Below are 13,354 nucleotides of genomic sequence, written 5' to 3'. Positions count from 1 at the left end.
GCATTGCAATCCCGGGGCGACCCATGGGTCACAGGCTGTACCTTGCATGGCACAAAGTGTCACACAGGCTGTACCAGACCTGTCACAACAACGCCTTGCAACAAACCCAGAACCCTTGATTTACCTGGCCTGCAAGGCACTGGCCCGACCTTTGCTCTACGCTTTATCAAGCGCAGCCACGCTGCACTCCAATAAACATAAGAAGTCAGGAGATACCCACCATGCGTTACGCACACCCCGGTACTGAAGGCGCTATCGTTTCGTTCAAGGCCAAGTACGGCAACTACATCGGTGGCGAATTTGTGGCCCCGGTCGATGGCAACTACTTCACCAATACTTCGCCGGTTAACGGCAAGCCCATCGCCGAATTCCCACGCTCCACAGCCAAGGACATCGACAAGGCACTGGACGCCGCCCACGCCGCCGCTGACGCCTGGGGCAAGACCTCGGCCCAGGACCGCTCGCTGGTGCTGCTCAAGATTGCCGACCGCATCGAACAGAACCTCGAACTGCTGGCCGTCACCGAAACCTGGGACAACGGCAAGGCAGTGCGCGAAACCCTCAACGCCGATATCCCCCTGGCGGCTGACCACTTCCGTTACTTCGCCGGCTGCATCCGCGCCCAGGAAGGCAGCAGCGCCGAGATCAATGAACACACCGCCGCCTATCACTTCCACGAACCCCTGGGCGTGGTCGGGCAGATCATCCCGTGGAACTTCCCGCTGCTGATGGCCGCCTGGAAACTCGCGCCGGCCCTGGCCGCCGGTAACTGCGTGGTACTCAAGCCCGCCGAGCAGACCCCGCTGGGCATCAACGTGCTGATGGAAGTGATCGGCGACCTGCTGCCACCGGGCGTACTGAACGTGGTACACGGTTTCGGCAAGGAAGCAGGCGAAGCCCTGGCGACCAGCAAGCGTATCGCCAAGATCGCCTTCACCGGCTCCACCCCGGTGGGCTCGCACATCATGCATTGCGCGGCCGAGAACATTATTCCGTCCACCGTTGAGCTAGGCGGCAAGTCGCCGAACATCTTCTTCGCCGACATCATGAAAGCCGAACCGCAATTTATCGAAAAGGCCGCCGAAGGCCTGGTGCTGGCGTTCTTCAACCAGGGCGAAGTGTGCACCTGCCCATCCCGCGCGCTGGTGGAAGAGTCGATCTACGACGACTTCATGAAAGTGGTGATGAAGAAGGTCGAGTCGATCAAACGTGGCGACCCGCTGGACACCGACACCATGGTGGGCGCCCAGGCGTCCGAGCAGCAGTTCGACAAGATCCTGTCGTACCTGGAAATCGCCAAAGGCGAAGGCGCCGAGCTGCTGACCGGCGGCAAAGTGGAGAAACTGACCGGCGACCTGGCAACCGGCTATTACATCCAACCGACCCTGCTCAAGGGCACCAACAAGATGCGCGTGTTCCAGGAAGAAATCTTTGGCCCGGTGGTAAGCATCACCACCTTCAAGGATGAAGCCGAAGCCCTGGCGATTGCCAACGACACCGAGTTTGGCCTGGGTGCCGGCTTGTGGACCCGCGACATCAACCGCGCGTACCGCATGGGCCGGGCGATCAAGGCCGGGCGTGTGTGGACCAACTGCTATCACCTGTACCCCGCGCATGCGGCGTTTGGTGGCTACAAGAAATCCGGTGTGGGCCGTGAGACGCACAAGATGATGTTGGATCACTATCAGCAGACCAAGAACCTGCTGGTGAGCTACGACATCAACCCACTGGGCTTCTTCTAAGCCTCTAAATGGTACGCCGCTCCTACATTTGAAATGCAACCAACTGTAGGAGCTGGCTTGCCAGCGATAGCAATTCCACATTCAGCAAAGATGCTGACTTGACCGGCCCCATCGCTGGCAAGCCAGCTCCTACAATGAACGTCGCCAAGTGCTTGCTTCCTCATCCGGCACAAAGATGTCGAGCTAAAACAATAACAATGAAAGGTACTTCCCCATGCCTAGCGAACCGACAGGATCCTCCGTCGACTTCGAAAAAGTCGGCTCCGAATACTTCCAGCAACGAGAACTGAAAAAAGGCGCCGCCGGCTGGGTGCTCCTGGTCGGCCTCGGCGTGGCCTATGTGATTTCCGGCGACTACGCCGGTTGGAACTTCGGCCTCGCCCAGGGCGGCTGGGGCGGGATGTTTCTCGCCACATTGCTGATGGCCACCATGTACTTGTGCATGTGCTTCTCCCTGGCCGAACTGTCCTCCATGATTCCTACGGCAGGCGGCGGCTATGGTTTTGCCCGCAGCGCCTTCGGCCCTTGGGGCGGGTTCCTTACCGGCACGGCGATCCTGATCGAATACGCCATCGCCCCCGCCGCGATCGCGGTGTTTATCGGCGCCTATTGCGAGTCGCTCTTCGGCATTGGCGGCTGGATGATCTACCTGGCGTTCTACATCATCTTTATCGGCATCCATATCTTTGGCGTCGGTGAAGCGCTGAAGCTGATGTTCGTGATCACCGCCGTCGCCGCCATTGCCCTGGGCGTGTTCCTGGTATCGATGGTGCCGCACTTCAACGTCGCCAACCTGCTGGACATTCCCGTGACCGAGGCCAAGGGCGCCAGCAGTTTCCTGCCGTTCGGCTACGTGGGCGTGTGGGCCGCGATCCCTTATGCGATCTGGTTTTTCCTCGCCGTCGAAGGCGTGCCCCTGGCCGCCGAAGAAACCAAGAACCCCAAGCGCGACCTGCCCCGTGGCCTGATCGGCGCGATTGTGGTGCTCACCAGTTTCGCCCTGCTGATCCTGGTGATCGCTCCGGGCGGCGCCGGCACCCTGGCATTGGTCAAGTCCGGCAACCCGCTGGTGGAATCCCTGGCCCTGGCCTATGGCGGCTCGACCTGGATGGGCAGCTTCGTCAACCTGGTGGGCCTGGCCGGGCTGATCGCCAGTTTCTTCTCGATCATCTACGCCTACTCCCGGCAGATTTTCGCCCTGTCCCGCGCGGGCTACCTGCCGCGCAAACTGTCGCAAACCAATAAAAGCAAGGCGCCGGTGCTGGCCCTGGTCATTCCCGGGATTATCGGTTTTGGCCTGTCGCTGACCGGCCAGGGCGACCTGCTGATCTTGGTGGCGGTATTTGGCGCGACGATTTCCTACGTGCTGATGATGGCCGCGCATATCACCCTGCGCATCCGTCGCCCCAAAATGGAGCGGCCATACCGCACACCGGGCGGCATCTTCACCTCGGGCCTGGCGTTGGTACTGGCCTGCATCGCTGTAGTGGCGGGCTTCCTGGTGGATCCGCGCGTGGTGATTGGCGCCGCGATCATCTATGGAGTATTAATTGCTTACTTTGCTTTCTACAGTCGGCATCACTTGGTAGCAGGCACGCCGGAAGAGGAATTCGCGGCGATCCAGGCCGCAGAGGCCGCCTTGCACTAAACGCCGTAAACCACGGCGCGGGCCAACGCCCGCGCCGTCATGGAGAGTCTGTATGGCAAGTTTTTCCCACTCGGTCGGTGCATTGACCTACCGTTTCGATAGCCTCAAGGACGTGATGGCCAAGGCCAGTCCCGCCCGCTCCGGGGACTTTCTGGCCGGCGTCGCCGCGCAGAACGACGGCGAACGGGTGGCGGCGCAGATGGCCCTGGCCAATATCCCGTTGAAGCACTTCCTTGAGGAGGCGCTGATCCCGTACGAAAGCGATGAAGTCACCCGCCTGATCATCGACACCCACGACCAGCAGGCCTTTGCCGTGGTCAGCCACCTGACCGTCGGCGGCCTGCGGGACTGGCTGCTCAGCGACGCGGCCGACGAACACAGCCTGCGCGCCCTGGCGCCAGGGCTGACCCCGGAAATGGCCGCTGCCGTGTCGAAGATCATGCGCGTGCAGGACCTGGTGCTGGTGGCGCAGAAGATCCGCGTCGTCACCCAGTTTCGCGGCACCCTGGGCCTGCGCGGGCGATTGTCGACGCGCCTGCAACCCAATCATCCGACCGATGAGCCGGCGGGCATCGCCGCGAGCATCCTCGACGGCCTGCTGTACGGCAACGGCGACGCCATGATCGGCATCAACCCGGCCACCGACAGCATCGCCTCGATCTGCGCCATGCTGGAAATGCTCGATGCGATCATCCAGCGCTACGAAATCCCGACCCAGGCCTGTGTGCTGACCCACGTCACCACCTCCATCGAAGCCATCAACCGTGGCGTGCCGCTGGACCTGGTGTTCCAGTCGATTGCCGGCACCGAGGCGGCCAACGCCAGTTTCGGGATCAGCCTGAGTGTGCTGCAGGAGGGCTACGACGCGGGCTTGAGCCTGAATCGCGGGACCCTGGGGCAAAACCTGATGTATTTCGAGACCGGCCAGGGCAGCGCCCTGTCGGCCAACGCCCACTTTGGGATTGATCAACAAACCTGCGAAACCCGCGCCTATGCGGTAGCGCGGCACTTCAAGCCGTTTTTGGTCAACACCGTGGTCGGTTTTATCGGCCCCGAGTACCTGTACAACGGCAAGCAGATCATCCGCGCCGGCCTCGAGGACCATTTCTGCGGCAAGCTGCTGGGCGTGCCCATGGGCTGCGACATCTGCTACACCAACCATGCCGAAGCCGACCAGGACGATATGGACACCCTGCTGACCCTGCTGGGCGTAGCCGGGATCAACTTCATCATGGGCATCCCGGGCTCCGACGACATCATGCTCAATTACCAGACCACTTCCTTCCACGACGCGCTCTATGCCAGGCAAACCCTGGGCTTAAAGCCCGCGCCGGAATTTGAACAGTGGCTGGCGAAAATGGGCATCTTCACCCAAGCCGATGGCAAGGTGCGGTTTGGCAACAATCTGCCACCGGCCTTCCGCCACGCCTTGGCGCAATTGGGATGAAGGAGCCTCCAGTGCAAATCGACACACCTGAAAGCGATAATCCATGGCTGGAACTGCGGCGCCTGACCCCGGCGCGGATCGCCCTGGGCCGTACCGGCACCAGCATTCCCACGGGCGCGCAACTGGACTTCCAGTTCGCCCACGCCCAGGCCCGCGACGCGGTACACCTACCGTTTGACCATGCCGGCCTGAGCAACCAAATGGCCGAGCGCGGCCGCGACAGCCTGTTGCTGCACAGCGCCGCGCCCGACCGCCACAGCTACCTGCAACGCCCGGACCTGGGGCGGCGCCTGAGCGATGAGTCGGCACAGATACTGCGCGACTACGCCCTGGCCAACCCGGGCGGGGTGGACCTGGCGGTGGTGGTGGCCGATGGTTTATCGGCGCTGGCGGTGCATAAACATACCGCGCCGTTTCTGACACGCATGGAAGAACAGACCCACGCCGAAGGCTGGTCATTGTCGCCGGTGATCCTGGTGGAACAAGGCCGGGTGGCGGTCGCCGATGAGATCGGCCAGTTACTTGGGGCCAAAATGGTGGTGATCCTGATCGGCGAACGGCCGGGGCTCAGTTCGCCGGACAGCCTGGGGCTGTATTTCACCTACAACCCCAAGGTTGGCCTGACCGATGCCTACCGCAACTGTATTTCCAATGTGCGCCTGGAGGGCCTGAGTTACGGGATGGCCGCGCACCGCCTGCTGTACTTGATGCGCGAGGCCTGTCGGCGGCAGTTGTCGGGAGTCAACCTCAAGGATGAGGCCCAGGTTCAGACCCTGGAGTCGGACGATCCTGACCTGATGAAAGGTAACTTCCTGCTCAGCCCACCCAAGGAGTGATGCCGGCACGATTGCGATTTTTCGCCGCTTTAGGCAGCATCAAGCAGCGGGCGCCCGAGTAATGGACCGTTTGCCGTCGTATTCCTATAGAAGTTGAGGCCTAGCATGCGGATTACTCAAGCGACTCTGGAACACCTGGACCTGTTGACCCCATTATTCGTCAAATACCGCGAATTCTATGGCGCGCTGCCCTTTCCTGACTCATCCCGGGCCTTTCTGGAAAAGCGCCTGCGGCGCAAGGAATCGGTGATTTACCTGGCCCTGGCGGATGACGACGACAACAAACTGCTGGGCTTTTGCCAGCTGTATCCGAGCTTTTCTTCGCTGTCGTTGAAACGGGTGTGGATCCTCAATGACATCTACGTCGCCGAAGATGCCCGCCGCCAACTGGTGGCCGACAACCTGATGCGCACCGCAAAAAAAATGGCCAAGGAAACCAATGCCGTGCGTTTGCGCGTGTCGACCAGCAGTGATAACGCCGTGGCGCAGAAGACCTATGAGTCCATGGGCTTTCGTGAAGACACCGAGTTCAAGAACTACACATTGCCGATCAGCGAAGACTAAAAGCCATTCACCCAAACACCAAAAAAAATGTGGGAGCGGGCTTGCCCGCTCCCACATTTGGATCAGTGCTAGTCAGAATAGCTGCGACATCCCCCGCTACAAAACCAACACGCTTTTCATCATTCAATCCGTATAATGCCGACCTTTTAGGGTTGTAAGAAAAACGGCATACACGCGTAGCCTTATTACCCGCTGCCTCCGCACAGGCCCGCTGAGTCGGGCCATTCACACAGGTGCCATCCATGGATTTCAACCCGCTCGACCTTATCCTGCATCTCGACGTTTACCTCGACTTGCTGGTAACCAATTACGGTCCGTGGATCTACGCCATTCTGTTCCTGGTGATTTTTTGCGAAACCGGCCTGGTGGTCATGCCATTTTTGCCCGGCGATTCCCTGCTGTTTATTGCCGGTGCGGTAGCTGCGGGTGGCGGCATGGACCCGGTCCTGCTGGGCGGCCTGCTGATGCTCGCGGCGATCCTTGGTGACAGCACCAACTACGTGATCGGCCGCACCGCCGGGGAACGCTTGTTCAGCAACCCCAACTCGAAAATCTTCCGCCGCGACTACCTGCAAAAAACCCACGACTTCTACGACAAGCACGGCGGCAAGACCGTGACCCTGGCGCGCTTCCTGCCGATCCTGCGCACCTTCGCGCCATTCGTCGCCGGTGTCGCCAAAATGCCGTATCCGCGCTTCTTCGGCTTCAGCGTGCTGGGCACCATTCTGTGGGTCGGTGGCCTGGTCACCCTCGGTTACTTCTTCGGTAACGTACCGTTCATCAAGAAAAACCTGTCGCTGCTGGTGGTGTTCATCATCCTGCTGTCGCTGGTGCCGATGATCATTGGCGTGGTCCGTAGCCGTTTTGGCCGCACCTCCTCCGAAGCCAAGCCGCACTGATCGGCCATGTGGTCCCTCAGCGCCTGGCGTCGCCGGCGCGTCCTGGCCAAGCACCCGGTTGCCGATGAAACCTGGCAACGGGTGCGCCATCACCTGACCTTCCTCGACGGCATCAGCGCCGAACAGGACCAATGGTTACGTGAGGCCAGCGTGCTGTTCCTCGCCGAAAAACACCTCACTGCCCTGCCCGGGGTCGAACTGCACCAGGAACAACGCCTGCTGCTCGCCGCCCAGGCGCAACTGCCGCTGATGAACCTGGGCGACCTGGAGTGGTACCAGGGCTTCCATGAAATCATTCTTTACCCCGATGACTTTCGCAGCCCCCAGCGCCATCGCGACGCCAGCGGCGTGGAACATGAATGGGATGGTGAACACAGCGGCGAAGCCTGGCAGCAAGGCCCGGTGATCCTCGCCTGGCCGGGCGTACTGGCCAGCGGCAATTGGGAAGGCTACAACCTGGTGATCCACGAGCTGGCGCACAAGCTCGACATGCTCAATGGCGACGCCAACGGCCTGCCGCCGCTGCACCACGACATGCGTGTACAAGAGTGGGCCAGCGTGATGCAGAGCGCGTTTGATGACCTCAACCGCCAGCTCGACCACAACCCCGACGCCGAAACCGCCATCGATCCGTATGCTGCGGAAAACCCCGCGGAATTTTTTGCGGTCACCAGCGAATATTTTTTCAGTGCCCCGGATTTGCTCGCCGACAGTTATCCACAGGTCTACGAGCAACTGAGCCACTTTTACCGCCAGGATCCACTGGCCCGCCTCAAACATCTGCAAGCCAGCGACCCACGCTATCAGACTGAAGGCTAAGTACCGTACGACGTCTGGCGCGTGGCATCGGCGCAGGAATATGCCTATAATCGCCGCCACTTTTAGGCCAATCCGGCCAATTTACTTGGCCAACTACGGGGGCAACGCCCAATGAGCTACAGCAAGATTCCGGCTGGCAAAGACCTGCCGAACGACATCTACGTCGCCATCGAGATTCCGGCCAACCACGCGCCGATCAAATACGAAATCGACAAAGACAGCGACTGCCTGTTCGTTGACCGTTTCATGGCCACCCCGATGTTCTACCCGGCCAACTACGGTTTTATCCCCAACACCCTGGCTGACGACGGCGACCCCCTCGACGTGCTGGTCGTGACCCCTTACCCGGTCACCCCAGGCTCGGTCATCCGCGCCCGCCCGGTAGGCATCCTGAACATGACCGACGACGGCGGCGGCGATGCCAAAGTTATCGCAGTGCCACACGACAAGCTGTCCCAGCTGTATGTCGACGTGAAGGAATACACCGACCTGCCGCCACTGCTGCTGGAACAGATCAAGCACTTCTTCGAGAACTACAAAGACCTCGAAAAAGGCAAATGGGTGAAGATCGACGGCTGGGGCAACGCAGACGCCGCCCGTGCCGAGATCATGAAGTCGGTAGCCGCCTACAAAGGCTGATACCACGACTCATTGCCCAGGCAGTCAAAAAAGCCCCGATCATTCGGGGCTTTTTTTGTGGGAAAATTTAAACGACAAGTTCAATTAGATAAACAAAAACACAACTACCGTTTAACTTGATCAATTTGGAGTGCGACTTTACTTCCATTAAGGAAATACCTACATACACCAACTCAACACATAGTTTATTTGATCTTATTTTCCGGCCAGTAAACTCTGCGTTTATGAATACATCAGGTGATCGCTTAAGAACGTTACTTCGGGAAGTTCATCTTTCCGCATCCGACTTCGCCAAGAATCGCGACGTCACGCCCCAGCACGTGAACAACTGGTTCAAGCGCGGCGTGCCCATGGCCCGGCTCGACGAAATAGCAGAACTGCTGTCTGTCACCAGCCGCTGGCTGCGCACCGGCGAAGGCCCCAAATACCCGCCGACCAACCTCCAACTGGAAGGCCCCAACCACGCAAACAGCGCCACCGCCCGCGAAGACTGCGGCCACTACCGCTGCGGCCCCAGCAGCGGCCCGGAAAAAATCGACGTGGAAATCCCCCTCCACGCCTCCTTCAACACCCAGGAAAGCCTACGCCTCTCCCTGCGCACCCTGGAACAACTCAACGTCACCGCCGACCGCGCCTTGGGGGCCTACATGGTCGGCAACAGCATGATCGACATCATCCAGGACGGCGCCACCCTGGCCATTGACCGCGGCCGCACCCAAATCATCGACGGCGAAATCTACGCCCTCGAACACGACGGCATGCTCCGTATCAAATACCTCTACAACCGCCCCGGCGGCGGCCTGCGCATGCGCAGCCACAACAGCAACGAACACCCCGACGAACTCCTGACCTACGACCAACGCTTCGAGCAAAACCTACAGATCCTGGGCTGGGTCTTCTGGTGGTCCACCCTCAACAACCGCCGCCCACCGGTCCCGCTGGACGAGCACTTGATCGGCTACGACAGCTCTAAATCAGACCAGACGCTGGAAAACTGAGAGGAGTGTCAGTATCATGCGCGGCACATTTGGCAGGGGTTGGCGTAGCGTCGACACACCCTGCCCGGCGATGCGGAGGAGTTCCCGCTGATGCCCCCTTTATCACTTGGGCGAGCGCTTGAGTGAACGATTGAAGGCTGGTGAGGTTTACCAAAAATAGACTTAACCAGTCCCCGAGAAGCCGGCCACAAGCCGGCTTTTTAATTACCCCAAACAATCTAATCCCATCTAAAAGCCCCCCATCAGCCCAACTACTCACGCAAGGCTTGCGACCAAAAGCCAAGAGCCGCACCCTAACGTGCAGCTCTCGCTAACTAAGCAGCAACAGCCCTACCGAGTACCCCGCAACCGCAACGCCGACGGCATAAAGTACGAATCCTCAGGAATCGCCTGGCCAAAATCCACCGTCTGCGGTTCTTCGTTATCCAGGTTCTGCACGTAGTACCGTCGCGCCTGCAGGTCGTGGAATACATCCAGTGCACTCCAGGTAGTCGGCAAGTCGTAGAAGTTCTTCAAGTAAGCCATCGACACCCGCCACAGTTCACCGCGGCCGTCGTACTGGTCAACCACCGCTGCGCCCCAGCTGTCTTCGTCGAGGTACAGCACGCGTTTGGAGTACAGGTGACGCGCCGTCGGTTTCAGGGTGCCTTCGACGACCCACACGCGGTGCAGTTCGTAGCGGGTGTATTGCGGGTTGAGGTGGCCGACCTTGAGCAGGTCGGCGTATTTCACGTCGGCGCTGGCGACTTTGTAGTTGTTGTAGGGGATGTAGATTTCCTTCTTGCCCAGCAGTTTCCAGTCGTAGCGATCCGGCGAGCCGTTGAACATGTCGGTGTCGTCCGCCGTGCGCAGGCCATCGGAGGATGAGATCGGTGTGTCGTAGGCCAGGTTCGGCGCGCGGCGTACGCGGCGTTGGCCGGCGTCGTAGATCCAGGCTTGGCGCGCGTCTTTGATCTGGTCGAGGGTCTCGTGTACCAGGGTCGCGCCACCGGCCAGGCGGGCCGGGCTTTTTACGAAGGTCAGGTAGTAGAACAGGATGTTCTTCAGGTCGGCGTACTGCCCGCCCTGGCGGTAGTAGTTGAACAGCCCTTCCTGCTGCGCCGTCACCAGGGCAAAGCTGCCATTGCGTTGCACGGGCGCTTCCGAGGCGCGGCGGACCACGTAGGTGCCGCGGTAGCGGGTGATGTGGTTCCACAGTGCCTCGACACCGCTTTGTGGAATGGGGAACGGCACGCCGCCAAAGGCGTCGGCGAAGCCGGTGCCACCGTCCAGCAACTTGGCGCTGGTGGCGTTCTTGAAGGTGTTGTCATACACCCACTGGGGTGCCGAGCCGGAACGCCGGCTTGGGTAGATGGGCATCTGGAAGGTGTCGGGGTAGCTGTTGAACAAGGCGATCTCGCCCGCCGTCAGGTTGGCCTTGTACTGTTCCAGGTTGGCCTTGGTGATGGTGAACAGCGGCTTGTCGCCGGCAAAGGGATCGACATGGTGCTTGCCCTTTTCATAGCCCTTGGGTGCCTGGGTGATCCCGCCTTCCCAGGTCGGGATGGTGCCGGCGGCATTGCCCGCGCGCTCGGCGCCGAACGGGGTGAGCTGGGTCTTGAGCTGTTGTGCGTCTTGAGGCGAGAGCGCAGCAAGCGCGTTGCCAGCGGCCAGGCCGAGGGCCAGGGCCAGGCTGGCGGTGAGCATTCGAGGTGTGTGGAACATGGCAAATCTCCAAAAAAACGAGGGCGGGCAGCCGCCCTCGCGCCGCAGCACGGCAGCGGCTTACAGGAAGTACTTGAGGTTGAAACCGATGTTGTCGCGGTCGCGGATCACGTTGTTCTGGCCGCCACCAAAGAACTCGGTGTATTGCAGCTCGGCTTCCAGCTTGTTCTGGTAGTTGGCCTTGAGCCCCAGGGTGTAGGCCTTGCGTCCCTCGATGTAGTTGCCGGCCTGATAGGAGTTGCCCTTGAAGTCGTCCTTGTAAACCACGTAGGGCGACAGGTTGACCCCGGCGTACACGTCGTTCCAGGTACCGTTGAACATCACCGTATAGCTGTAGGAATCACGGCTGACCTGGTCATCGCGCTCGCCACCAGACACATAGGAGGTGTTGCCGCTGCCCGCGTAGTAGCGGGTGCTGCCATCGTAGGCCTGGTACTTCAGGCTGCTGCCACGCAGGTGCTCGGAGGCCAGTTCGAACACGCCAAACAGCGAGTCGAAGCTCAGGCCCGGACCGAAGTTGTAGATGCTGCCCAGGGAGGTGTTGAAGGCCTCGACGCGCTCGGAGTTGTCGATCTGGCTGTTGAGGTTGACCATCTGCCCGCCGACATTGATGTACTGCCCGCCCGCCGCCGCGCCGGCACCATTGGCCAGGTCGCCGATCAGGTCGTTGGTAGCGGCGACGCCGATGGGCAGGTTCGGCCGGTAGGCCAGCTCGCCAAACACCGAAGCCTTGCCCAGGGTGGTGTTGAAGCTGAAGCCGTACATGCGGATATCTTCGGCATAGCGTCGGTGCGCCTGGATATTGCCCATCACGTCCACCGTCGCCAGGCCATTGGCCAAGGCCGCCGCCTGGCTGCCGGCCACCGACGACAGCATGCTGGTCAGCGCTGCCATGTCGATGCCTTTGTAGCCCGCCAGGTCAGCGGCAATGGTCGGCTCCTTGGCGTGGTAGTTGACCAGGTACAGGCCGAACTCGGTGCTGTTGAGTTCCTCGGCGATGTAGCGGAAGGCAAAGCCGTACTGGCCATCGTTGCGCGCGTTGTAGTCCTTGCCGATGGACGCCACCTTGAGGGTGTTGCCGTAGGCCGGGGTCATGCCGTTGGCATACAGCCCGGTACTGCGCAGCATGCCGCCGAGCATCGGGTTGTTGCCCAGGGCGTCGTATAACCCGATGACGTTGCCGCCGATGGGCGTCGGGGTGTCGAGGGCGCTGCCGGTGAAGTTGTTGTAGCCCGTGCGGCCGCCATCGGCGAACAGGTCGCTCTGGGAATAGAAGGTGCCGACCGGATCGATGCGGGTCTCCTTCCAGTTCCACTGGTAGAAACTCTCCATCGACAGGTTGTCGCTCAAGCCGATATTGAAGCTGATGGCTTCCACCGGCATCAGCACTTCCTTGACCTCGGCGCCCGGCAGCCGGTACTTGGCCGCGTCCACCGGGTTGGTGGTGTTGACCCCGCCGCGATAGAAAATGCCCTCGCCCCAGTTGAACACCTGGCGCCCCAGACGCGCGGTCAGGGGCATCTGGCCCACGTCCCAGTTGCCATAGATGTAGGAGTCGAGGATCTCCACGCGGCTACCGGCGATGTCGCGGGTCTGGTCGGTGAAGTCGTCATCCTGGGGATGGCTCTGGCTGGGTTGCGACGGGTTGTTGTTGCGGTAGTAGTCGTTGCGCTTGTCCATGATCTGGGTGTCATAGAACCCCGTGCCACGCACGAACAGCCCGTAGTTCTGATAGTTGGCCTCCAGCTCCGAAGTGATCTTGTACACCTCGGAAACCAGCCCGGTATCGAAGTTGCGATTGCCGTCGTTGGTGTTGACGTCATCGTTGCCCTTGTCACGCCCCTGGACCCGCCACAGACGCCCATACGACAGGGTGCTGTCGAACGAGCCGGTGACCTGGTTGTCCAGCACACTGAACTCCATGGCCTGCACGTCCCCGCCGCTGCACAGTTGCAGCAGGCCCACCAGGCCGACGCCCGCCCCCGTGGATTTAATGGACCATTTACCCTCGGATCCCGAGCCTTGCGCGCGCACTGTGGTGCTCATTGCCGTCTCTCC

11 protein-coding genes are annotated in these 13,354 nt (G+C 60.7%); 9 read left to right on the top strand and 2 right to left on the bottom strand.

Going from position 1 to position 13,354, the window contains the following annotated elements; all coding sequences use genetic code 11:
* Positions 1-221: 221 nt before the first annotated feature.
* The 9 genes from exaC (at position 222) to HBO12_RS05160 (ending at position 9,592) form a co-directional block, all read left to right on the top strand.
* On the top strand, positions 222-1,742 hold the full coding sequence (gene exaC / locus HBO12_RS05200; RefSeq protein WP_169951264.1) for an acetaldehyde dehydrogenase ExaC: 1,521 nt from the start codon (positions 222-224) through the stop codon (positions 1,740-1,742).
* A gap of 214 nt (positions 1,743-1,956) precedes the next feature.
* Positions 1,957-3,390 carry an ethanolamine permease gene (gene eat / locus HBO12_RS05195; RefSeq protein ID WP_169951267.1) on the top strand — a complete coding sequence of 478 codons (1,434 nt, stop codon included), beginning with the start codon at positions 1,957-1,959 and terminating at the stop codon, positions 3,388-3,390.
* Positions 3,391-3,442: 52 nt separating this feature from the next.
* Positions 3,443-4,837, top strand: coding sequence for an ethanolamine ammonia-lyase subunit EutB (locus HBO12_RS05190; protein WP_169951269.1), 1,395 nt, complete (start codon positions 3,443-3,445; stop codon positions 4,835-4,837).
* Positions 4,834-5,673, top strand: a complete 840-nt coding sequence (gene eutC, locus HBO12_RS05185; RefSeq protein ID WP_169951271.1) for an ethanolamine ammonia-lyase subunit EutC — start codon at positions 4,834-4,836, stop codon at positions 5,671-5,673. Before HBO12_RS05190 ends, eutC begins: the two co-directional genes overlap by 4 nt.
* 105 nt (positions 5,674-5,778) lie before the next feature.
* Positions 5,779-6,237 carry a GNAT family N-acetyltransferase gene (locus HBO12_RS05180; RefSeq protein ID WP_169951273.1) on the top strand — a complete coding sequence of 153 codons (459 nt, stop codon included), beginning with the start codon at positions 5,779-5,781 and terminating at the stop codon, positions 6,235-6,237.
* A gap of 242 nt (positions 6,238-6,479) precedes the next feature.
* Positions 6,480-7,136 (top strand): DedA family protein, encoded by a 657-nt coding sequence (locus tag HBO12_RS05175; RefSeq protein ID WP_169865984.1) that lies wholly within the window; start codon positions 6,480-6,482, stop codon positions 7,134-7,136.
* Between the two features lie 6 nt (positions 7,137-7,142).
* Complete coding sequence (locus HBO12_RS05170) at positions 7,143-7,955, top strand: M90 family metallopeptidase (protein ID WP_170041665.1); 813 nt, start codon at positions 7,143-7,145, stop codon at positions 7,953-7,955.
* 111 nt (positions 7,956-8,066) lie between these two features.
* Entirely contained in the window at positions 8,067-8,594 is a 528-nt protein-coding gene (ppa, locus tag HBO12_RS05165) for an inorganic diphosphatase (RefSeq protein WP_003176323.1), read from the top strand.
* A 224-nt stretch (positions 8,595-8,818) separates the two neighbouring features.
* Complete coding sequence (locus HBO12_RS05160) at positions 8,819-9,592, top strand: LexA family transcriptional regulator (RefSeq protein ID WP_169951277.1); 774 nt, start codon at positions 8,819-8,821, stop codon at positions 9,590-9,592.
* Positions 9,593-9,922: 330 nt separating this feature from the next.
* On the opposite strand, the gene HBO12_RS05155 is transcribed toward HBO12_RS05160, so the two are convergent.
* Complete coding sequence (locus tag HBO12_RS05155; RefSeq protein WP_169951279.1) at positions 9,923-11,296, bottom strand: DUF1329 domain-containing protein; 1,374 nt, start codon at positions 11,294-11,296, stop codon at positions 9,923-9,925.
* Between the two features lie 60 nt (positions 11,297-11,356).
* Complete coding sequence (locus HBO12_RS05150; RefSeq protein ID WP_170041664.1) at positions 11,357-13,342, bottom strand: DUF1302 domain-containing protein; 1,986 nt, start codon at positions 13,340-13,342, stop codon at positions 11,357-11,359.
* Between the last annotated feature and the right edge of the window lie 12 nt (positions 13,343-13,354).

The organism is Pseudomonas sp. WS 5059, from assembly GCF_012985525.1.
Lineage (GTDB): Bacteria > Pseudomonadota > Gammaproteobacteria > Pseudomonadales > Pseudomonadaceae > Aquipseudomonas.
The sequence above is the reverse complement of the archived record's forward strand: the minus strand, read 5'-3'. Positions and strand labels throughout refer to the sequence as shown.

Bases quoted from the DNA above. Each gene is read 5' to 3' on its own strand.
- HBO12_RS05150 (WP_170041664.1), bottom strand. From the start codon at position 13,342: ATGAGCACCACAGTGCGCGCGCAAGGCTCGGGATCCGAGGGTAAATGG.
- HBO12_RS05170 (WP_170041665.1), top strand. From the start codon at position 7,143: ATGTGGTCCCTCAGCGCCTGGCGTCGCCGGCGCGTCCTGGCCAAGCAC.
- HBO12_RS05155 (WP_169951279.1), bottom strand. From the start codon at position 11,296: ATGTTCCACACACCTCGAATGCTCACCGCCAGCCTGGCCCTGGCCCTC.
- eat (WP_169951267.1), top strand. From the start codon at position 1,957: ATGCCTAGCGAACCGACAGGATCCTCCGTCGACTTCGAAAAAGTCGGC.
- HBO12_RS05180 (WP_169951273.1), top strand. From the start codon at position 5,779: ATGCGGATTACTCAAGCGACTCTGGAACACCTGGACCTGTTGACCCCA.
- HBO12_RS05160 (WP_169951277.1), top strand. From the start codon at position 8,819: ATGAATACATCAGGTGATCGCTTAAGAACGTTACTTCGGGAAGTTCAT.
- HBO12_RS05175 (WP_169865984.1), top strand. From the start codon at position 6,480: ATGGATTTCAACCCGCTCGACCTTATCCTGCATCTCGACGTTTACCTC.
- HBO12_RS05190 (WP_169951269.1), top strand. From the start codon at position 3,443: ATGGCAAGTTTTTCCCACTCGGTCGGTGCATTGACCTACCGTTTCGAT.
- ppa (WP_003176323.1), top strand. From the start codon at position 8,067: ATGAGCTACAGCAAGATTCCGGCTGGCAAAGACCTGCCGAACGACATC.
- exaC (WP_169951264.1), top strand. From the start codon at position 222: ATGCGTTACGCACACCCCGGTACTGAAGGCGCTATCGTTTCGTTCAAG.
- eutC (WP_169951271.1), top strand. From the start codon at position 4,834: ATGAAGGAGCCTCCAGTGCAAATCGACACACCTGAAAGCGATAATCCA.